The organism is Mesorhizobium sp. B3-1-7 (genome assembly GCF_006439385.1).
Classification (GTDB): domain Bacteria; phylum Pseudomonadota; class Alphaproteobacteria; order Rhizobiales; family Rhizobiaceae; genus Mesorhizobium.
In genome coordinates, this window is sequence record NZ_VFTL01000007.1 from 152279 (window position 1) to 173325 (window position 21047).

At 63.6% G+C, this 21047-nt stretch carries 18 protein-coding genes; 10 read left to right on the forward strand and 8 right to left on the reverse strand.

What is annotated here, in order from left to right; all coding sequences use genetic code 11:
• Positions 1-54 precede the first annotated feature (54 nt).
• The 6 genes from FJ417_RS08310 to FJ417_RS08335 form a co-directional block, all read right to left on the reverse strand.
• Positions 55-927, reverse strand: a complete 873-nt coding sequence (locus FJ417_RS08310) for an SMP-30/gluconolactonase/LRE family protein (RefSeq protein ID WP_140783106.1) — start codon at positions 925-927, stop codon at positions 55-57.
• On the reverse strand, positions 927-1565 hold the full coding sequence (locus tag FJ417_RS08315; RefSeq protein WP_140654573.1) for a 2-dehydro-3-deoxy-6-phosphogalactonate aldolase: 639 nt from the start codon (positions 1563-1565) through the stop codon (positions 927-929). The genes FJ417_RS08310 and FJ417_RS08315 overlap by 1 nt, the downstream gene beginning before the upstream one ends.
• A complete protein-coding gene (locus FJ417_RS08320; protein ID WP_246687415.1) occupies positions 1562-2497 on the reverse strand; it encodes a 2-dehydro-3-deoxygalactonokinase in 936 nt (311 codons plus the stop codon). Before FJ417_RS08320 ends, FJ417_RS08315 begins: the two co-directional genes overlap by 4 nt.
• Positions 2494-3261, reverse strand: coding sequence for an SDR family oxidoreductase (locus tag FJ417_RS08325; RefSeq protein ID WP_140783108.1), 768 nt, complete (start codon positions 3259-3261; stop codon positions 2494-2496). Before FJ417_RS08325 ends, FJ417_RS08320 begins: the two co-directional genes overlap by 4 nt.
• Before the next feature lie 274 nt (positions 3262-3535).
• Positions 3536-4885: an EAL domain-containing protein gene (locus FJ417_RS08330; protein ID WP_140783153.1), complete on the reverse strand. Its 1350-nt coding sequence runs from the start codon at positions 4883-4885 to the stop codon at positions 3536-3538.
• Positions 4886-5142: 257 nt separating this feature from the next.
• A complete protein-coding gene (locus tag FJ417_RS08335) occupies positions 5143-6939 on the reverse strand; it encodes a GtrA family protein (RefSeq protein ID WP_140783109.1) in 1797 nt (598 codons plus the stop codon).
• A 126-nt stretch (positions 6940-7065) separates the two neighbouring features.
• Here FJ417_RS08335 and FJ417_RS08340 point away from each other — a divergent pair, with 126 nt between their 5' ends.
• From FJ417_RS08340 to gshB, 3 genes are all read left to right on the forward strand, one after another.
• The gene (locus FJ417_RS08340) at positions 7066-8070 is read left to right on the forward strand and encodes a glycosyltransferase (protein WP_140642010.1); all 1005 of its coding nucleotides are present in this window, start codon (positions 7066-7068) and stop codon (positions 8068-8070) included.
• On the forward strand, positions 8070-8444 hold the full coding sequence (locus FJ417_RS08345) for a GtrA family protein (RefSeq protein WP_140642012.1): 375 nt from the start codon (positions 8070-8072) through the stop codon (positions 8442-8444). The genes FJ417_RS08340 and FJ417_RS08345 overlap by 1 nt, the downstream gene beginning before the upstream one ends.
• A gap of 225 nt (positions 8445-8669) precedes the next feature.
• Entirely contained in the window at positions 8670-9611 is a 942-nt protein-coding gene (gene gshB / locus FJ417_RS08350) for a glutathione synthase (RefSeq protein WP_140783110.1), read from the forward strand.
• Between the two features lie 48 nt (positions 9612-9659).
• Here the strand turns inward: gshB and FJ417_RS08355 are convergent, their stop codons facing one another.
• Positions 9660-10550 carry a LysR substrate-binding domain-containing protein gene (locus tag FJ417_RS08355; RefSeq protein WP_140783111.1) on the reverse strand — a complete coding sequence of 297 codons (891 nt, stop codon included), beginning with the start codon at positions 10548-10550 and terminating at the stop codon, positions 9660-9662.
• Positions 10551-10736: 186 nt separating this feature from the next.
• Between FJ417_RS08355 and FJ417_RS08360 the strand changes: the two genes are divergently transcribed.
• The 4 genes from FJ417_RS08360 to FJ417_RS08375 all read left to right on the forward strand — a co-directional run bounded on the left by FJ417_RS08360 (position 10737) and on the right by FJ417_RS08375 (position 15301).
• Positions 10737-11624, forward strand: a complete 888-nt coding sequence (locus FJ417_RS08360) for an MEDS domain-containing protein (RefSeq protein ID WP_181183179.1) — start codon at positions 10737-10739, stop codon at positions 11622-11624.
• 208 nt (positions 11625-11832) lie between these two features.
• The gene (locus FJ417_RS08365) at positions 11833-13575 is read left to right on the forward strand and encodes a GGDEF domain-containing phosphodiesterase (RefSeq protein WP_181183180.1); all 1743 of its coding nucleotides are present in this window, start codon (positions 11833-11835) and stop codon (positions 13573-13575) included.
• A 147-nt stretch (positions 13576-13722) separates the two neighbouring features.
• Entirely contained in the window at positions 13723-14124 is a 402-nt protein-coding gene (locus FJ417_RS08370; protein ID WP_281405917.1) for a hypothetical protein, read from the forward strand.
• 64 nt (positions 14125-14188) lie between these two features.
• Positions 14189-15301: a glycosyltransferase family 4 protein gene (locus FJ417_RS08375; protein WP_140783114.1), complete on the forward strand. Its 1113-nt coding sequence runs from the start codon at positions 14189-14191 to the stop codon at positions 15299-15301.
• A 158-nt stretch (positions 15302-15459) separates the two neighbouring features.
• Here the strand turns inward: FJ417_RS08375 and FJ417_RS08380 are convergent, their stop codons facing one another.
• On the reverse strand, positions 15460-16455 hold the full coding sequence (locus FJ417_RS08380; RefSeq protein WP_181175535.1) for a LacI family DNA-binding transcriptional regulator: 996 nt from the start codon (positions 16453-16455) through the stop codon (positions 15460-15462).
• Between the two features lie 231 nt (positions 16456-16686).
• Between FJ417_RS08380 and FJ417_RS08385 the strand changes: the two genes are divergently transcribed.
• The 3 genes from FJ417_RS08385 to FJ417_RS08395 all read left to right on the forward strand — a co-directional run bounded on the left by FJ417_RS08385 (position 16687) and on the right by FJ417_RS08395 (position 20972).
• Positions 16687-17619 carry a nucleoside hydrolase gene (locus FJ417_RS08385; RefSeq protein ID WP_246687419.1) on the forward strand — a complete coding sequence of 311 codons (933 nt, stop codon included), beginning with the start codon at positions 16687-16689 and terminating at the stop codon, positions 17617-17619.
• Positions 17620-19275, forward strand: a complete 1656-nt coding sequence (locus FJ417_RS08390) for an ABC transporter substrate-binding protein (RefSeq protein WP_140783116.1) — start codon at positions 17620-17622, stop codon at positions 19273-19275. It abuts the gene before it with no gap.
• A gap of 167 nt (positions 19276-19442) precedes the next feature.
• Positions 19443-20972, forward strand: coding sequence for a YifB family Mg chelatase-like AAA ATPase (locus FJ417_RS08395; protein WP_140783117.1), 1530 nt, complete (start codon positions 19443-19445; stop codon positions 20970-20972).
• Positions 20973-21047 lie beyond the last annotated feature (75 nt).

Here is a 21047-nt window from a genome sequence, read left to right on the forward strand (position 1 = left end):
TTGCGGGAAACCGACCGGGCCGGACGGTTGCGCGACAGCTGCGCACCGTTCCGCTCAGGCGATCAGCACGCGCGGCTCGAAGCGGCCTTTGACCGGAATGTCGAGCAGGAAGGTCATGCCGGCCTGCGGATCGAGCGCGCGCTGCTTCTCGTCCTTGCCTTTCCAGGCCGAGGTCACCGCCAGGCGGTCGGCTTTCTGGCCGACAAAGGCGGGGCAGGACGCCTGCGTCACCGGCATGGCGATCTCGCGCAGCAGCGTGCCGTCGGGCGCATAGGCCTTCACCGCCCTGCCGCCCCAGACGGCGTTCCACAGCACGCCGTCGCGGTCGACGACCGAACCGTCGACATAGCCTTTCGAGGAGCGATGATCGACGAACACTTTCACTTCACCGGCGGGCAGGCCGGTCGCCGGATCGCAGGCGACGCGCATCAGAAGCCCGGTCGCGGTGTCGGTGTAGTAGGCGATTTTGCCGTCCTCTGAGAAGCAGATGGAATTCGAGACTGTGATGCCCGAAAACAGCCGGCGCAGCTCGCCCTTGAAGAACCAGTAGATCGAGCCGGCGCCCTTCTCCTCGTCCTTGCCCATCGTGCCGGTCCAGAAGGCGCCGCAGGGATGAACGCGGGAATCGTTGGAGCGCGTCAGCGGGTTGTCGGCCTCGATCGGCGTGTGCAGCGTCAGCCTGCCGGTCTTGACGTCCCGGACCTGCAGGCCGACCTCGGTGGCGATGAGCTGGCGGTCGTCGTCGATGACGGCGATGGCGCTGGCCATGACGCCGAGATCATGCACCTTCAGCGCGCCGGCAAGCGGCTTTTCCAGAAGCTCGCCGTTGACGATGTCGAACCAGAACAGCGTGTCGGTGGCGGGATCGTAGCTCGGGCCTTCGCCGAGCTCGCAGATATGGTCGGAAAAAACCGAAACGCCGTCCATCACGCCACTCCGAAAGCTTCATCCCAGGCGGCGACCGCGGCGCGGGCGCGCTGCGCCACGTCCTCGACCGTCGCGCCCGGCTTGTAGAGGCTCGATCCCAGGCCGAAGACGCTGACGCCGACCGCCTTGTAGCCGGCAAAATCCTTGTCGGAAACGCCGCCGACGGCGCCGACCAGCGTCGTTGCCGGCAGCACGGCGCGGATCGCCGCAATGCCGCTCGATCCAAGCACGCTGGCGGGGAAGAATTTCAGCGCCGAGGCGCCGAGCCGGATCGCCTGGAAAGCCTCGGTGGGCGTGAACACGCCTGGCATCGTCACCATGCCATGATGCATGGCGCGGCCCATGACCTCGGCATCGATGTTGGGGCTGACCAGCAGGCGTCCGCCGGCCTTGTGCAAAGCATCGACGTCCGTCGCCGTCAGCACCGTGCCGGCGCCGATCAGCGCGGTCTGCGGGAGCGCCTGGACCAGGTCGGCGATGGAGACGAACGGCTCCGGCGAATTGAGCGGCACTTCGATCGCCTCGATGCCGGCGTCGTGGACCGCCCGGCCGATCGCCACCGCTTCCGCCGGCTTGAGGCCGCGCAGGATGGCGACAAGGCCGCGTTTCAGCTTCGGGAAGGGTGCGGTCTGGCTCATCGAGCGCCTCCAATCATGCCGTTCTCGCGCGCGGCCTCGACGAGACCGGCGCGCGCCGCTTCATCGGCGTCGACAGTGCGAAAAGCAAGGCCGGAAAGGCCGAGCGCCGCGCCATAAAGCGTGGCCAGCGCGCCCGAAGCGACCAGCGCCACCGGTGCGTCGCTCGCGCCATAGCGGCGCCTTGCCGAGGCGATCTCGCCGCCGATCAGAAGTCCGGACAGGCATGCCGCCGCATCGGCGGGCTGCAGATCCTGCAAGAGGCCGGCTGCGCGGATGGCAAACAGTTTCGAGGTGACGTCACCACCCTCGCCCAGGGCCCGCTCGCACCACTGCCCGAAGAACGGGCTGTCCGCGGCGACCGGAGCGGGATGCTCGCCCAGCGAATGTTTCAGGATCGAGTGCGTGGCGAGCACCGAAAACAATTCCCCGGTCGGCCAGGTGCCAAAACCTTCGACGGCGCCAGCGTCGACCGCGACCCATTTGGAATGCGTGCCGGGCATGCAGACGAGATGGCGTCCCTTTGCCGGCAAACCGGCGCCGGCAAGCTGGGTTTCCTCGCCGCGCATGACATCCGGCGCTGCGGCCAGGCGCTGCGCGAGGCCTGGCACGATGCGGATGTCGCGGCTCGAGCCCTCGATGCGGGCGGCGCCGCGCAAGATGGCGCCGATCGGCGCCGGCACGGTGACGTAGGGCGCCTCGATCCAGCCTTGCCGGGAACCGGCCATGCCGCAGATGATGACGGGCAGCGTGTCCGGCGCGCCCATGGCGCCAAGATGGCCTTCCAGCACGTTGGCAAAACCTTTTTCGCGGGCGGTGATCAGACCGTCGTCGCCGCGCCCCTCGGCAAGAACCTTGCCCGTACCGTCGAGCAGCCAGGCCCTGAGCCTGGTCGTGCCCCAGTCGAGCGCGGCGACCGCGGGTGCCGGGCTCACAGGAAGCCTCCGTCGACGATCAACATCTGCGCGGTCAGCATGCGCGAAGCATCCGACGCCAGGAACAGCACCGTGCCCACCATGTCGTCGGGCTGCATCACTTGCCTGATGCATTGCTTGGCGACATGGGCGGCAAGCCCCTCATCGGTGACCCAAAGCTCGCGCTGCCGTTCGGTGATGACCCAGCCCGGCGCCACCGCGTTGACGCGGATGCGGTCGCCGCCGAGCTTGCCGGCAAGGCCCTTGGTCAGGCCGAGTATGCCTGCCTTGGCCGCGGTGTAGGCCGGCATGTCGGGGTGGTTGATCAGATAGGAGGTGGAGGTGAAGTTGATGATCGAGCCGCCGCCGGCGCGCTTCATGCCGGGCGCCACGGCCTGCGCGGTGAAGAAATGCGGCCGCAGATTGACGGCGAGGTTGTTGTCCCAGAACTCGACCGTGACGTCCTCGACCGCATGGCGGTCATCGAGCGCGGCGTTGTTGACGAGCGTCGTCACATCGCCATGCGCTTCAGCCGCCCTGGCCGCGGCGGCGCGCAGCGCCTCGATGTCGCGCAGGTCGGCCTTGAGATAGAGCGGGCGGCGGCCAAGCTCCTTCTCCAGCCGGTCGGCAAGGGCAGTGCTTGGCTTGTCGGCGATATCGATGAAGGCGACTTTCGCGTTCTGCCGCATGAAGCCTTCCGTCAACGCGGCGCCGATGCCGGAGCCGCCGCCGGTGATCAGCACCGAGGCGCCGTCAAGGTCGGCGAAACGCGCCGATGGCATCATGATCCGTTCTCCCGTTTTGCCGGCGCGCATCCTAGCCAGACAAAGCGCGGGAGCAAGGGAGAAACGTCGGATTTCGGAAGCTTATGTCCGACAAATGAGGTCTGCACCTCCGCCTCCCGGAAGCAGCTCAATGTTTGTTGAGATTCAGGTCAGGCCGAATCGAAAATGGTGGGTTCCGAGAACCGGAGCGGAGCGTACCTAAAGTACGTGAGCACCGGAAGCGCAGGAGACCGCCATTTGCAGACCGGCCTCACCTGAATATCAACAGACCTTGTCAGATTGCCTTGGCGTGCAGCGCTCCGCGATAGGAATCGCGCAGATAGCCGAGCGTGGCGTCGGCATCGGCCGGCTTGCCGAACAGATAGCCCTGTCCGCCGGCGCAGCCGAACTGGACGAGGCGGTCGGCCTGCGCCTCGTCCTCGATGCCTTCGGCGACGACATCCATGCCGAGCCCCTCGCACATGGCAAGAATGGCGCGGATGATATGCTCGGACGGGCGGTCGTCGAGGATGGAGGAGACGAAGGCGCGATCGATCTTGAGCTTGTCGAAATGGAACTCGCGCAGGCGGCCGAGCGACGACTGGCCGGTGCCGAAATCGTCGAGCGAGACACGGATGCCGACGCGGCGCAGATCCTCGACGATCTTCTCGGCCGAGGCCGGATCGTTCATCAGGCCGGTCTCGGTGATCTCGATCTCCAGCCGGCGCGGATCGAAGCCGGTGCGGTCGAGGATGGCCAGGATATGCAGGCCGGTGTTCTGGTCGACGAGCTGCGACGGCGACAGGTTGAAGGACAGGAACAATTCCTTCGGCCAGCTGCGCGCCGCCTCGGTCGCCTTGCGCAGCACCAGCTGCGACAGCGGGCCGATGATGCCGCGTTCCTCGGCGATCGGGATGAAGACGGATGGCGGCACGACGCCGAGGTCGCGGTCGGTCCAGCGCGCCAGCGTCTCGAAGCCGATGGTGCGGCGGCTGTTCAAGTCGACGATCGGCTGGAAATGCGGTTCGACCTCGCCGGCCGAGACGGCGCGGCGCAGCGCCTGCTCGATGCGGGTGACGCGCTTGGCCGCCTCTTCCATCTCCCGGGTGTAGACGACGACGCGGCCGCGGCCCGAGCGTTTGGCATGATAGAGCGCGGTCTCGGCCTTGTTGATGAGGATCTCGGTGGTCTCGTCGCCGGAATAGAACAGCGAGCAGCCGACCGAGGCCGAAAGCCTGGCGGTGCGTTCGCCGACATCATAGGGCGCCGACAGAATCTCGATCAGCATGCGCGACTTCTCGGCCGCCTGCTCCTCAGAGAACACCATCGGGTAGAGGTAGGCGAACTCGTCGGCGCCGATGCGGCAGACGGTGGAGTGGCCATCCATCGAGGCGCGCAGCCGCATCGCCACCTGGATCAGGATGTCGTCGCCGGCCTTGTGGCCGAACAGGTCGTTAATCGGCTTGAAGCCGTCGAGGTCGAGGATGCCGACGGTGAACGGCGCGGGATCGTCGGCGCGGTCGCTGATCAGGCGATCGACCTTGTCGAAGAAGCGACGATGGTTGCCGAGCCCGGTCAACGAATCCGTGAAGGCCAGATCCGTATTTTCCTTGCCTGGCTGACCGGTGCCAAACGTCGTTTGCATCATGCCTCTGTTCTGATGTCGGTATTTTCGGCCACACTGGCAGCAAAGCGTTTAGGAAAAGTATCGGAAAATCGATTTTCCGTCGTGCAAAAGTTGCTTGCTTCGCCGGCGGTTGTTCAGCTTCGGGCAAAAAAACGGTAATCTAGCCCAAATAGTCGTTCATGAGTAACCTCTAACAGAAATATCGAACGACCTTTTCCGGGATGCTCCCGTTTGAGGCGAACGGATGGCCGCTTCGCGCCTTTCGGGACATTGCTTTAGCCGGCTTGCTTTACGCGGTAGAGCTCGATCGGGCTGCCTTTCCCGCTGACCGGCTCGAGCCAGTCCGGCACGGAGCCGCGCAGCAGGCCGGCAAGGAAGCCCTGCGGGGCTTTCCGGGTCAGGATCAGGGTCTCGACATTGCCGGGGCAGACGCCGACGAGGCCGACACGATGCGCCTCGACGATTGCGCGCGCGTTGTCGGCCGAGCCGAGAAAGGCGTCCAGCGCCAGGAGATTGCCGGCGACATTGCGGTGATAGGGACCGGCGAAGACGCGATGGTCGCTATAGACGAGGACGGGCGCTCCAAGATTGGAAATCGTGAGCACGGTGGTATCGGCCATGGCGCCAAGCGGCGCGAAGGTGGCCTTCTTCTCGCAGGTCTTGTCCGTTGCGCTGCCGTCGGCGACGGCCTTGCCTTTTTCGAACGCGACCGAGGCGGCCGCGGCGACGCCCGTCCATACCGGATTGATCGAGACCAGCCAGACGGCCGCAAGGCGCAGCGCCACGCCAAATGAGGAACTGGTTTCGGCCCGCGCCCGCCATTTGGCGATCCAGGCCGACAGCGGGACGACCGCGAAGGCGATCGAGAAGGTGGTGCCGCGCACCTGCCAGGCGCCGACCACGAAAGCGACGGCGAGCAGTGCCGCGATGAGGCTGTCCTGCCGCCGCCAGCCGCCGCGGCGCAAACGCAGCGCCATCAGGACGATCGCGACCAGCGGCGTGGCGTAACGCGCTGCGACACGTGCCGGATCGCGGACAAGCAGCGTGAACAGCGACTGGGCCTCGTCGATATGGTCGAGCCACAATTCCTTGAGGCGCGGGTCGAGCGAGGCGTAGGGTGCCGAGAGGCATTGCGGAAACAGCACTGCCACGACCACGCCGAGCACGACGCCCAGCGCGGCAAGCGACGCCAACCTGCGCCGCCAGCTGCCTGCGGCGGGCTCGACAGCGGCGATTGCCGCCAGGCCGATGCCGGCAATGGCCGCGACGGCGAACTGCGCGACCGAGAAGGCATCGCACTGCGCCGCGCCCCAATCAGACGGACGGATGGTGACCAGGAAGACAAGCGCCGCGACGCCGGCGAAGCCGAGGCCGAAATCCCGGGCGATCGCCCGCTCGCCGCCCGGATCGGCGACGAACAACAGCGACACGCAAAGGCCGATGGTGGCGACGTAGGGCACGGTTTCCATGCCGACGGCGAGCGTCAGCGCGGCGCAGAGGCCGGACAACAGCGCGGCCCAGCGCCGGGAAGGCGCCTCGAGCAGCAAAGCGAGGCTCGCCATGGTGAGCATCAGCTGGACGTTGTGATGATCGAGCGCGCCGGGGTCGTAGATGCCGATGAAATAATAGCCGGCCGCGCCAATCAGGATGGCGGGCAGCACCGCGGCGCCGCCGCCGAAGCTGCGCGCGGCGCGGGCGGTGAAGAACAAGGTCGACCAAAGCAGCAGCGCCGGCCACAGCACCTGCGCCACGTTCTCGCCAAGCGGCCTGCTGCCGGTGAGCGCCGAGGCGGCAAGCGCGATGGCGGCGATCGGGGCGTCGACCAGCCTCGACCAGTGCATGACGAAGCCGCCTTCCAGCCCCATCCGGTACTGGTGCAGGTCGAACCAGCCCTGGCCGGCCAGCAGGTCGCGGACCTCGACGAGGCGCAGCAGATTGTCGTTGTCGCCGCCGGCATCGGTCAGTTGGCCAAAGCCGGCCCACGCATCGACGGCGAAGGCGAGCAGGGCCGCAAGCAGCGCCAGCACCAGATCGGACTTCCAGGTGGCGGCGCCGGTCTCGGTTGTGCCCATTGCAGTGGCCTTTGCAGGGAGAGGATCGGTTTTAAACCTAGCCTTAACGGCTTCAATAAATAGTAAAACGGCTCGAGGGGCCGGCACAGGGACGGCTGGAGGCTGGTCGAGCGTCCGGAGACAGACATGCCGCATGCAGTCCGCCACGAGCCGGTTATTGCCGTGCTCCTGCCTTGCTACAATGAGGAGCTGACGATCGGCGAGGTCGTGCTGCGCTTCCGCGAGACGCTGCCTTCGGCCGCGATCTATGTCTACGACAACAATTCCAAGGACCTCACGGCGCTGAAAGCTCGCGCGGCCGGCGCCACCGTCGTGCGCGAACCGCGCCAGGGCAAGGGCAATGTGGTGCGGCGCATGTTCGCCGACATCGACGCGGACATCTATGTGATGGCCGACGGCGACGGCACCTACGCGCCGGAAGATGCGCCGCAGCTGATCAATGTGCTGCAGACGGAGCGCTCCGACATGGTGGTGGGCACCAGGCGCGGCGTCACCGACGATGCCGGCCGCAACGGCCACGCCTTCGGCAACCGCGTCTTCAACCGCCTTTACAAGGGCCTGTTCGGGACCGACTTCACCGACATCTTCTCCGGCTACCGGGTGTTTTCGCGCCGCTTCGTCAAGAGTTTCCCGGCCGTGTCCGGCGGCTTCGAGATCGAGACCGAGATGTCGGTGCATGCCTCGCAGCTCAAGCTGCCGGTGAGCGAGATGGCGCTCGATTACGGCCGCCGCCCGGAGGGCTCGTCGTCGAAACTGTCGACTTTCCGCGACGGCGCCAGGATCCTGTGGATGTTCGCCATGCTGGTGAAGGAGACGCAGCCGCTGCGCTTCTTCGGCACGTTCGCGCTGTTCTTCCTGGCGGCGAGCGTCGGCCTGATGATACCCGTGCTGGTCGAATTCGCCGAGACAGGACTGGTGCCGCGAATGCCGACCTGGGTGCTGTCGATCGGCATGCTGCTTCTGGCCATGCTTTCGATGATGACCGGGCTGATCCTCGATTCGGTGTCGCGCGGCCGGGCCGAGCAGAAGCGCATCTTCTACCTGTCGATTTCCTCCGGCCGGGCCGAGCGCGGGATATCCGGGCAGGCCTCATCGAAAAGCGAGCCGGGCAAGGCCTCGCGGGCGGCATAGTGGGCCGCCTCGTCCGCTTCATCCTTACCGGCGGCATCGGTTTCGTCGCCGACGCGGCGGCGCTCTGGCTGCTGCTTGCCACCACGCCGCTCGGCCCGATAGCGGCGCGCGTGCTGTCGATCGGCTTCGCGCTCTGCGTCACCTGGCAGATCAACCGCCATTTGACCTTCTCGCCGTCGAGCCGAGGCTTGGCGCAGGAAGGCGCGCGCTATGGCGGCGTCGGCATCGCCACCGGCATCGTCAACTACCTGGTTTATTGCGCGCTGCTCTTCGCGCTGCCTGCGCTGACGCCGCTGGCGGCCCTTGGCGTCGCCTCGGTCGTCGCGATGACGCTGTCCTTCCTGGGCTATTCCAGGCTGGTCTTCGACCGCTGAGACCGTTTGGAAATTCTACTCTGGCGGCCATCTGATGGCGGTTTCTGCGCTTCCGGTGCTCACGGACCCAAACGTCCGCTCCGCTCCGGTTCTCGAAACAACCACCATATGACTCGCCAGAGCGAATTTCGAAACGGGTCTCTGAGCTTCTGCACCAAGCGAGCACGATTGGCAGGCGCCGCCGATTTCCTTATATCGGGCGTCTGAGTTCCCCGGAGACCGCAAATGCCGCTGAAGATCGCCGTCCAGATGGACCATGTCTCCACCGTGTCGATCGCCGGCGACACCAGCTTCGCGCTGTCGCTGGAGGCGCAGCGGCGCGGCCACAAGCTTTTTCACTACACGCCGGACCGGCTGTCGATGCTGGGCGGCAAGGTGTTCGCGCGCATCGAGGAGATGCAGGTGCGCGACGAGAAGGGCAACCACTACGCGCTCGGCGAGAAGGTGCGCACCGACCTCTCCGAGATGGACGTGGTGCTGCTGAGGCAGGATCCGCCCTTCGACATGAACTACATCACCACCACGCATATACTGGAGCGCATCCATCCGAAGACGCTGGTGATCAACGACCCGGCCTGGGTGCGCAACAGCCCGGAAAAGATCTTCGTCACCGAATTCCCGGACCTGATGCCGGAGACGCTGATCACCAAGGACCCTCAGGAGGTGGCCGCCTTCCGCAAGCAATTCGGCGACATCATCGTCAAGCCGCTCTACGGCAATGGCGGCGCCGGCATCTTCCATCTGCTAGAAGCCGACCGCAATCTCGCCTCGCTGCTCGAGATGTTCGGCCAGCTGTTCCGCGAGCCCTATATCGTGCAGCGCTATCTCAAGGACGTGCGCAAGGGCGACAAGCGCATCATCCTGATCGACGGCGAGCCGGTGGGCGCCATCAACCGCGTGCCGGCCGATCACGATTCCCGCTCCAACATGCATGTCGGCGGCCGCGCCGAAAAAACCGAGCTGACGGAACGCGAGCGCGAGATCTGCGCCCGCATCGGACCGGCGCTCAGGGAACGCGGCTTCATCCTGGTCGGCATCGACGTGATCGGCGACTACATGACCGAGATCAACGTGACCTCGCCGACCGGCGTGCGCGAGGTGCAGCGTTTCGGCGGCGCCGATATAGCTGCCCTGTTCTGGGATTGCGTGGAGGAGAAGCGGGGGTAGCTTCGGCCTGCGCTATGGGTCAGTTCGGGCAGTGGCATTCGACTGACCCTATGGCATATCCAATAGATTCAAAAAGGCTCGCGCAGCATGATCTGGCGGTCCCTCATCGTCGCCTTCTACTGTCTGGTAGGCCACCACGAGTTCCCAGCAAATCTCCGGCCCGGCGAGTTGAGCAATTCCGAGCGAGGGGAGACGAGCTTCCGCGATTGCTTCGGGCAAAAGAGCCACGCCCATGCCTCGCCTCACCAACTCGAAGAGAGTTTCGAGATCGCTGACCTCGAAGGCAATGTGTCGGCCAATGCCGGCGCCGAGAAATCCTTGGTCAACCAGCCATCGCGTCCCCCAGGTCGGTTCGAAATCGACAAAGGGCTCATCTTTCAGAGCGGCAAAAGAGACGCCTTGCGCCCCCGCGAGGGGATGCCCTGGAGCACATGCCAGGACGAGAGGCTCGCAGGCAATCATATCGGTCTTGATATCGGCTGGTGACTCGCTGAGGGGGAAAAACGCCAGATCGAGACGACCGTTTCTCATTCTTTCGATGAGTTCCGAAGAGCTGCCTTGGCGGAGTTTGACCTCAACGCCGGGATGCAAGGCGTGGAATTTTTCGATGAGCGAGGGCAGATCAAGAAACGCCGGCAGACTTTGGACCGTACCGATGCTCAATGTTCCTCGTTCCAGATTGCGGACAGCTGCAACCGACTCGCGCGCATCCCGGATGGAATCCAGCGCACTCCTCGCCTTGTCGAGCAAGATTCGTCCAGCGTCAGTCAGCCTTACTTGACGCGTGCTCCGGATAAACAATTTGGCGTCGAGTTCTTCCTCGAGCAACCGGATCGAATTTGAAAGCGCCGACTGCACGATGTTCACGCGCTGCGCGGCACGGGTGAAGTGCTTTTCCTCCGCCACGGCTACGAAATGCTGCAGCTGTCGAATTTCCAAGGAAACGTCCTTTAATTAAGCTATCAAATCGCTTAATGACATCAGTATAATCTATTTGAGTGATAGGCAAGGGACGCCCATCTTGAGTTTTCATGTCGCGGCGAGCGCCTCGTCGCTTTCCGGTCCATATGCGACCCTATGTTGCGATTAAGGAGATGCAACGCCTGCGCTGCAGGTGATTTTCCGATGACCTCCAGGCACTCCTCAGAATGGCATGACGGCGATGGGACCGGCCCACAGCGCAAGTCAGGGATAGGCGTTTTCGGCGAGATTTCTTGGGGCATGCATATGTGCGTTTTCTACGAAGCCGCACAAGATTTGCTAGATGCCAACGTCGCATACTTTCAGGCCGGGTTGGAGAACAACGAGTTTTGCCTATGGGCGATCTCCGAGCCGATCACAGAGGAAGAAGCCAGAATCGCGCTGCGAGGTTCCATTCCCGATATCGACGCGCGCCTATCTGCCGGCCAGATCGAAATGGTGTGTGCTGCCGAGTGGTACCTGCCCGGCGGTGAATTTGACCTGAAACGGATTATCCGAAGCTGGAACGAAAAGCTTGGGAACGCACTGACGAAAGGCTATGACGGAATACGGATCAGCGGGAACGCATTCTGGCTCGGCACCGACCATTGGGAGAAGTTCTGCGAATATGAGCGCGACCTGGACCGGTCCGTCGCGGGCCAGAAAATGCTCGTCTTGTGCACTTATTCCATGGCGAAAAGCGGGATCGTGGACCTTCTCGAGGTGGCGCGCGCCCATCAGGGCACGATTATCAGGCAAAACAATGATTGGGAGTTTCTTGAGTCCCCTGAGCTCAGGCAACCAAAACAGCAGGGCGGGAAGAAGCCCAACGGCGCGCCGGACATTCTGCCGAATTCATTTCCGGGACATGATGCGCTGACGTCAAGAGAGCGCACGGTGCTGGCCCAGATCGTCAAAGGGCACTCAAGCAAGGAGATCGCCCGCATCTTGAACATCGCCCCCCGAACCGTCGAGTTTCACCGCGAGAACCTAATCAAGAAGACCGGGGCGAGGAGCACCGTCGACTTGCTTCGCATCGTCCTGAGCGATTAGCGCGAACGAACACAGCAAGGACGGACTTCGGAAGTTCCGCCAGTCTGCAAGCGGAGTACTCATTTTTCGCGCTCTCGCCTCACCACGTGGCGCACCAGGCTGGCGCCGCTACTCTGGACGTGAACATCTGCCCTGTTATTCCTCCCAGTAGAAAGTGTGACGGCGGCTGATACTTTCTGGCTGAACCCACATGTCTTGCAGGCGAGCCATGCCACCAAAATTCAAGGCCGGTTTCGGCGCGCTGGTTACCTCGACAGGGAATGAACGCTCGGACTGGCTTCGCGACCACTTACCGGAAACAATCACGAATAGGCTGCCTGATCTCTCACGAGACGGCGTGGCCATCAGTGATCTCCGCGACAAGGATTGCGCGCTGGTGTACGTCAACCGGGCCTTCCAGGAGATTACAGGCTACGTCAGCAACGAGCTTGTCGGGAAAAACTGCCGCTTTCTGCAAGGTAGCGACCGGCTCCAGCCTGAAATACATGCGGTTAGCGAGGCAATTGCGAGGCGGACGAGCATATCCGTCACTTTGAGGAACTATCGCAAAGACGGCAGTCTGTTCTGGAATGATCTTCGGCTCGTGCCGGTCAGTGCGGATGGGCAGGAGGCAACGCACTACATCGGATTGATCCGCAATGTGACCGCAGGGAAGAACGCCGCTGAGCAGATCGAGCATAGTGCGCGCTCAGACCTTCTGACCGGGGCCCTCAATCGGTATGCCTTTATCGAGGAAATTGGAAATCTCCTGGTTGGCCGGCAGGAACAGATCCTGATCGCCAAGATCGACATGGCAGGGTTCCATGACATCAACGAAGGCTACGGCTACGACGTCGGCGATCAGGTCCTGAAACAGATTGCGCAGCGGCTCGCCCGAGCGAGCATCGCCGTCGTCTCGCGGACCGGCTCAGACGAATTTGGCGTCGCGCATCCGCTGACGCCCGGCCAAAGTGCTGAGATCACCAATGCGACGATCCGGTCGGTCCTTTCGCAAAGCTTCGTCGTTGCCGGCGCCACCATCAACATGCGGTTCGCCATGGGTTATGTCGTCGGACACCCGAAGGCCGATGCGATGACTCTGGCCCGCCAAGCCGGCGTTGCCTTGCGCAGATCAAAATCATCGGCTTTCCTGGAGGTTCGCGAATTCAAACCCGAGGATGAGCGGCAGGCCCGCAATCGGCTGCGCCTGACCCGCGAAATGCAGCAGGCATTGGCCAATGACGAATTCGGTTTTTATTATCAGCCGCAGGTCGAGCTGGACACGGGAACTCTGGTCGGCGGTGAGGCTTTGTTGCGATGGCATCACGGCCTGTTCGGAACTCAGCAGCCCGGTAGATTCATCGAGCACGCCGAAGACACGGGCCTCATACTTGACATCGGGTTCCGCGGTTTGCGGGCAGTCGTGGACTATGCGCAGCGGACAAACGACGGCCGGTCGACTGCGCTCAAGTTCTCGATGAACGTCTCGGCGATCGAATTCAAGCTTCGCGATATGCCGCAATTCGTTTCCGAGGTTCTGTCGGAACGCGAGGTCAATCCCGCCTGGATCACGCTTGAGCTTACCGAGGGCTTGATGGTCGAAAGCTCCGCTGAAATGCTGTCGATAATGAGAGACCTTCGTCAACTTGGGGTCGGGCTCTCGATCGATGACTTCGGGACGGGCTACGCGAACCTGCGCTACCTGGAAGAGCTTCCAATTACGGAGATCAAAATCGATCGCACCTTTATCACGGGGCTTGGAGAGAGCCGCTCCAAGCAGATCATCGTCGAATCGATCATCAGGATCTCTAACGAACTCGGATTTCGTGTCGTAGCGGAGGGGATACAAACGGGCGATGACTGCGCACGTCTACGGGATATGAATTGCCGCTTCGGACAAGGGTTTTTCTTTGGCGAGGCCGTTGATGCCGCGACTTTCGCGTGCCTCCCGCCCCAGCTTGGACACCGTTAGGATCGTGCGTGGCTGGCATAACCTCAGCGTCGATATGTTCCCGTAATGTTCTTGCCCAAAGCAAAAATCTGTGGTTGTCTGGCTTGATCTCGCTCGCAACCTGACGCAGGGCCGCGAGCGAGCCGGTATCCGGGGGCTTGAGAAAAGATGGTGGCGCGGATTCGCACGGTCGCCCGGAAAAAGATCTTCGTCACCGAGTTCTCGGAACTCAAGGGCGACAAGCGCATCATCCTGATCGACGGCGAGCCGGTGGGCGCGATCAACCGCGTGCCGGCCGATCACGATTCCCGCTCCAACATGCATGTCGGCGGCCGCGCCGAAAAAACCGAGCTGACGGAACGCGAGCGCGAGATCTGCGCCCGCATCGGGCCGGCGCTCAGGGAACGCGGCTTCATCCTGGTCGGCATCGACGTGATCGGCGACTACATGACCGAGATCAACGTGACCTCGCCGACCGGCGTGCGCGAGGTGCAGCGTTTCGGCGGCGCCGATATAGCTGCCCTGTTCTGGGATTGCGTGGAGGAGAAGCGGCTGAAGTCGGCCGCGTAATTGCCGCATGTTGACTCTACAGCACGGGTATCGCCCTCCTACCGTATTCGAGATTGTCGGAGCAATGCTGCGTCATCGCCGCTATCTCCGGAAAGGGTACCCTTCCGCGAAGTCGCAACCTGCTCTTCAGGCAAGTTTGCTGTCGGACGATCCGTTCATATCCTATTCGGGAATGTCCGGCACGCCCCTCGGATTGGCAAGTCACATGCCTCTCCTTCCACGCAGCCACCGTGCCTGGTTTCTCATCTCGCCAACCTGGTCCATCGAAAACAATTCCAGCGTCAAAACGATCCGGACCTATGCCGTTCTGCATAGACTTAGGAACCCCCGTCACTCGCTGATCTTCCTATGCAACACACAAGCCGAGGCTGACCTCTTGAACCAGTCCGGTGAGGCGGCTGTCCTGCACAACAAGACTTCAACAACCTCCGAATACATATTCAGGCCCCTCAAGAACGTCCCTGTGGAATTTGATGCAATCTACAATGCGCAACTGGCTTCGTGGAAACGCCACGACTTGTCTCTTGGCATCGAGCGTTGCGCATTTGTCTTTTATCGTGATTTAGTCGGGTCATCTACGACGGAGTCGGAAAGGGCGCGAATAAATCGGCACAAGGAGTTCGCGCCGGGTCACGTGTTTATCAATGAGTTTGACAGCACCGGCAAGCCTGTCCGATTGGCGCCGGCTCACGTGAACATGCATCTAAATCGTGCAGCCGTGGGAATTTGTCTCTCTGAAATGGAGGGACCAATGTTCGCCAGCACAGAATATCTTCTCGCGGGGCTACCTGTTGTCACGACCCCGAACCATGGTGGCCGAGACCTTTATCTGGATGACGATTATTCGCTTACAGTTCCACCCGATCCTCGATCCATCGCGGAGGCTGTCTTAGCGCTGAAGGAGCGACGAATCCCCCGGGCTTATATTCGTTCGCAAACTTTGAAACGAGTTGAACGAGACCGCGGGCGGTTCATAGACCTTGTAAATGAGATTTTTCTGGAAAGCGGCTCTTTGCGCCGGATCGCCATGCCTTGGCCTTTCCGATTTCCTGTCATGGAGTGGCTTCCACCCCACATCGCAATCGATCGATCGCTTTCAGGTACGGTCGATGCCTTAGCCTCGGATTGCCGGAGGGACTGCTCACCTTTTCAACGGGTCGAGAGCACGCGGCGATAGCCGTTTTCATTTTGTCTTAACCATGTTCCGCTTTTGCACCAAGGAACGCAGCCATTACGACCTGCCGATCGTCCTCGGCCTGGTGGCGACCCATTGCGATGCGAAGCGAGGGGGGCGGCCGGCCAGGTAGCTGTCCGGGCGTCGTCCCACTGCGCCAATTACGCCGTCTTGCGCACGACCACGCTCGGCTCCATCACGATCGCCGCGCGGCGGCGGTCGGGGCCATCGAGGAAGTCGACCAGCGCGTCGATGGCGATGGTGCCTGCTTCGAAGATGCGGCGGTCGATCGTCGACAGCGGGCGTTCCAGCAGCGGCGCCAGATAGATGTTGTCGAAGCCCATGACGGCGCAGTCGTCGGGGACAACAAGCCCCTTTTCGCGGAGCGCAACCGTGGCGCCGATGGCCAGCATGTCGCTCATGCAGCAGATGGCCGAAAACCGCGTGCTTTCAAGCAGCTCCCGCGTCGCCTGGCGCCCGAAACTGTGCTGGAACTCGCCGCAGCGGACGAGGTTTCGATCGACGGCGATGCCAGCCTGGCGGTGCGCTTCCTCGAAGCCGGCGAGCCTGATCCTGGTGTTCGAGCTTTCCGCCGAACCGCTCAGGAAGGCGATGCGGGTGTGGCCCTTAGCGATCAGGTAGCCGGCCGACTGGAAGGCGCCGTTGCGATAGTCGGTATCGACGGTCGCCGCCAGGCAATCGAGCTCCGGGACCTCGCGGTCCATCGACACGAACGGGATGTTCAGGCCCCGCAGCAGGCCGGCATTCGGGATCACGCCGCTCGCCGCCAGCACGATGCCGTCCACGCCATGGCCGGCGAGGAAGGCGAGATGCGCCTCCTCCTTATCCGGAATGCCATCCGAGTTGCACAGGATCGTTGTATAGCCGCGCTGCCGGGCAGCGTCGTCGCAGGCGCGAACCAGCTCGGTGAAATAGGGGTTGAGAATATCCGGAACGATGATGCCGAGGACCTGCGAGCGACGGGTGACCAGCGAGCGGGCGATGGAGTTGGGCGTGTAGTTGAGCTCCCGCGCCAGCGACCAGATGCGGCTGCGCGTTTCCTCGCTGATGAAGGCGTCCTTGCGGTTGAGGACCTTGGAGACGGTGGCGATGGATACGCCGGCACCTCTCGCAATATCCTTGATGGTCGCCGCCACATGTCCTCGCATTGCTTGCCAAGCACCGTCGTCCTGATCCCGTAGCCTCTTACGTCGGCAAAGTCGACCGGCACAGGTGGCGAGCAGGGGCTCCGGCCGGTCGATCGTGTTGACAGCTGGCTGGCATTGCCGTAGGTAAACGTTTAACTCCCTCGATATATGAGACTTTCCAATGCCCGTTCCGCTGTCCCACAGTGCAAGCCCGGCAACGCAAGAGACCGCGACGTGACCATGCCTTCCAGAATCCCGCTGGTGATGGATGTCGACACCGGCACCGACGATGCCGTCTGCATCGCGGCGGCGACGCTCTGCGCGGACAGGATCGAGCTGGTCGGGATCGGCGCCGTCTGCGGCAATGTCGAGATCGAGAAGACGGCCAGGAACACGCTGGATCTGATCGATTTTCTCGGCTGCGACGCGCCCGTGCATGTCGGCGCTTCTCGCCCGCTCGCCAGGCCATTGTGCACCGCCGTCAGCCACGGCACGACCGGACTGGGCGACGTGGTGCTGCCCGCCGCGCGGCGCGGCTTTACCGGGGGCGGCGTAACGGAATTGATCCACGAGGCGGCGAAGCAGCACCCGGGCAGGCTCGAGATCCTCGCCGTCGGGCCGCTGACCAACATCGCCACCGCGCTGATCGAACACCCTGAGCTGCCGTCGCTGATCAAACGCATCACCATCATGGGCGGCGCCATCCGCGGCGGCAACATGACCCTGGCCTCGGAGTTCAATCTCTATTGCGATCCCGAAGCCGCACGCATCGTCTTCGAATCCGGCTGCGCGCTGACGATGGTCGGCCTCGACGTCACGCTGAAGCCGGAGCTGCCGCGCCATGTGTTCGACCGGATAAGGGCTGCATCAGGTCCGCAAGCGGATGTGGTGGCGCGCGTGCTGGACTTCATGATGCGGCGCAAGGACGAATTCGGCGCCGACGACCCGAACCTGCATGACGTGATTGCGCTCGCCGCGATCGTAAAACCGTCGCTGTTCAGGTTCGAAAGCTATTACGTGCATCTGGAAACCGGCGGCGAGGTCACCCGCGGCATGACCATCGCCGATTTCAACAATGTATCAAAGAGGCCGCCAAACGCGCGGGTGGCCGTCGATATCGACGTCGACGGCTTCTGGGACTGGTTCGTCGATCTTTTCGGAGCTGGGAGATAAATGGGGCAGGATAGCGAGCATTGCGAATTCGACCGCCATCATGCGCTGGTCGAGGGCCTGGCGGCGGAGGTCCGGGGCGGATGCCTTCACCGGCGCGAGTTCCTGGCGATGGCAAGCATTTTCGGCGCATCGGCGGTGGCCGCCTATGGCCTGATCGGGCTCGCCGCGCCGACGCCGGCGCGAGCCGCCGAGCCGAAGAAGGGCGGCGTGCTGCGCGTTTCCACCTTCGTCAAGGAGCAGAAGGACCCGCGCGCCTATGACTGGCCGGAAATGGCCAATATCGCGCGCCAGTTCCTCGACACGCTGGTGCGCTACGACACCGACTACACGTTCAAGCCTTCGCTGCTCGAAAGCTGGAAGGTCAATGACGACGCCACCGAATACACGCTCAATCTGCGGCGCGGCGTGACCTGGAACAATGGCGACGACTTCACCGCCGAGGACGTGGTCTTCAACCTCGAGCGCTGGTGCGACAAGGCGGCCGAAGGCAATTCCATGGCCGGCCGCATGACCGCGCTGATCGACGCCAAGACCGGCAAGGCGCGCGACGGCGCCATCATCAGCACCGACGACCACACGGTGGTGCTGAAACTGTCCTCGTCCGACATCTCGATCATCCCGTCGATGACGGAGTATTCGGCGCTGATCGTGCATCGCGGCTATGAGAAGGCCGGCGCCAACCTCATCGCGCATCCGGTCGGCACCGGCGCGTTCGAGCTGGTCTCCTACGACGTCGGCACCAAGGCCGTCGTCAAGCGGCGCCAGAACGGCAAGTGGTGGGGCGGCGAGGCCTATCTCAACGGCATCGAGTTCATCGACTACGGCACCGATCCGGCCGCCTGGGTGAGCGCCTTCGAAGCCGGCGAGATCGACACCAATTTCGAGACCACCGCCGACTATGTCGCGATCATGGACGGCCTGGGGCTGGTGAAGTCGGAAGTGGTGACGGCGGCGACGATCCTTGCCCGCACCAATGTGACCAACAAGCCCTATGACGACATACGCGTGCGCCGCGCCCTGCAAATGGCGACCGACAATCAGGCCGTGCTGACGCTCGGCTATGGCGGCAAGGGCACGGTCGCCGAGAACCACCATGTCAGCCCGCTGCATCCGGAATATTACGCGCTGCCGAAGAAGGCGCGCGACCTCGAAGGCGCCAAAAAGCTGATGGCGGAGGCCGGGCAGCTCGATTTCGAGCACGAGCTGATCACCGGCGACGAGGACTGGCACCGCAGCACCGGAGACGCCATCGCCGCGCAGCTGCGCGAGGCTGGCTTCAAGGTGAAGCGCACCGTGCTGCCGGGCTCGACCTTCTGGAACAACTGGACCAAATATCCCTTCTCGATGACGTCGTGGGGCATGCGGCCGCTGGGCGTCCAGAACCTCGCGCTCGCCTATCGCAGCGGCGAGGCGTGGAACGAATCCGGCTACGCGAATCCCGCGTTCGACGAGAAGCTCGACGAGGCGCTTGCCGTGCCGGACGTCGAAAGGCGCAAGGAGATCATGAAGGATGTCGAACAGATCCTCCAGGATTCCGGCATCCTCATCCAGCCTTACTGGCGCTCGCTGTTCACCCATTCGGTGGCGGCGGTGAAGGACAATCCGGCGCATCCCAATCTCGAGCAGCATTTCGAGAAGGTGTGGCTGGACCGGTAGGCTGGGGAGGCGACAATATACCGGTTCGGCCACGCACCGTTGCCGCGGCCGAATCGATGTTCTTGTAATGTTCTTGCCTCAGCGACAAATCTGTGGTTGTCTGGCGTGAGGTCTTGGGCGGGCTGATCGCAGCGCCGTGCAGGAGCCTGAATCCGGGGGCGGGAAACATGGTGGCGCGGGTTCGCACGGTGGCTTTCCAGGGCATCGAGGCCGTGCCGGTCGATGTCCAGGTGATGGTCGGGCCGGGCAAGGTCGGCATGCAGATCGTCGGCCTGCCGGACAAGGCGGTGGCCGAAAGCCGCGAGCGCGTACAAGCGGCGCTGCACGCATCGGGCCTGTCGATGCCTTCGAAGAAGGTGACGGTGAACCTCGCGCCGGCCGATCTTCCCAAGGAAGGCAGCCATTACGACCTGCCGATCGCGCTTGGCCTGATGGCGGCGCTCGGCGCCATCCCGGGCGACATGCTTGCCGGCTATGTGGTGCTTGGCGAATTGTCGCTCGACGGCACGATTGCCGGCGTGGCGGGCGCGCTGCCGGCGGCGATCGGCGCCAACGCCGAAGGCAAGGGCCTGATCTGCCCCTTCGCCTGCGGCCCGGAGGCGGCCTGGGCCGGCAAGGATTTCGACATACTGGCGCCGCGCAGCCTGATCGCTGTCGCCAACCATTTTCGTGGCACGCAGGTGCTGTCGCGGCCCGAGGCCGGCATAAAGCTCGCCGCGCGCGACCTGCCGGACCTCGCCGACATCAAGGGCCAGGAGAGTGCCAAGCGGGCGCTCGAGGTGGCTGCCGCCGGCGGACACAACCTCTTGATGGTCGGACCGCCTGGCTCGGGCAAGTCGATGCTGGCGCAGCGCCTGCCTTCGATCCTGCCGCCGCTGGCGCCGAAGGAACTGCTCGAAGTGTCGATGATCGCGTCCGTTGCCGGCGAGCTCGGCGAAGGCAAGCTGACGGACCGGCGGCCGTTCCGAGCCCCGCATCACTCCGCCTCGATGGCGGCGATGGTGGGCGGCGGGCTGCGCGCGCGGCCGGGCGAGGTCTCGCTCGCCCATCACGGCGTTCTGTTCCTCGACGAGTTGCCGGAATTCACGCCGCAAGCGCTCGATGCGCTGCGCCAGCCGCTGGAGACAGGCGACTGCATGATCGCGCGGGCCAACCACCGCGTCACCTATCCGGCCCGCATCCAGCTGGTGGCGGCGATGAACCCATGTCGTTGCGGCATGTCGGGCGAGCCCGGCTATCGCTGCTTGCGCGGCGACCGCTGCCGCACCGAATACCAGGCGCGCATTTCCGGCCCGCTGCTCGATCGCATCGACCTTCGGATCGAGGTGCCGGCGGTCTCGGCGAGCGACCTGATCCGGCCGGACAAGGCCGAGACAAGTGCCGCGGTGGCGCAGCGCGTGGCACGCGCCCGCGCCATGCAGCGCGAACGGCTGGAGAAGCTCGGCGCCGGCGCCACCACCAACGCGCATTGCCCGCCTTCGATCATCGAGGAGATCGCCAAGCCCGATACCGCCGGCCTGACGCTGCTCAAGGACGCCAGCGAAAAGCTCGGCTTTTCGGCGCGCGCCTATCATCGCGTGCTGAAGGTCGCCCGCACGCTGGCCGATCTCGACGCCAGCGAAACCGTCGGCCGCATCCATCTGGCCGAAGCGATTTCCTACCGGATGAGCGCGGAGCGGATGGCGCAGGCGGCTTGATGAAGCGACCTGATGCCGCCGGAACGGGGGAGAGCTCTGTCATTTTTTGTTCAAGGCAATTCCTGACGGCGGCGC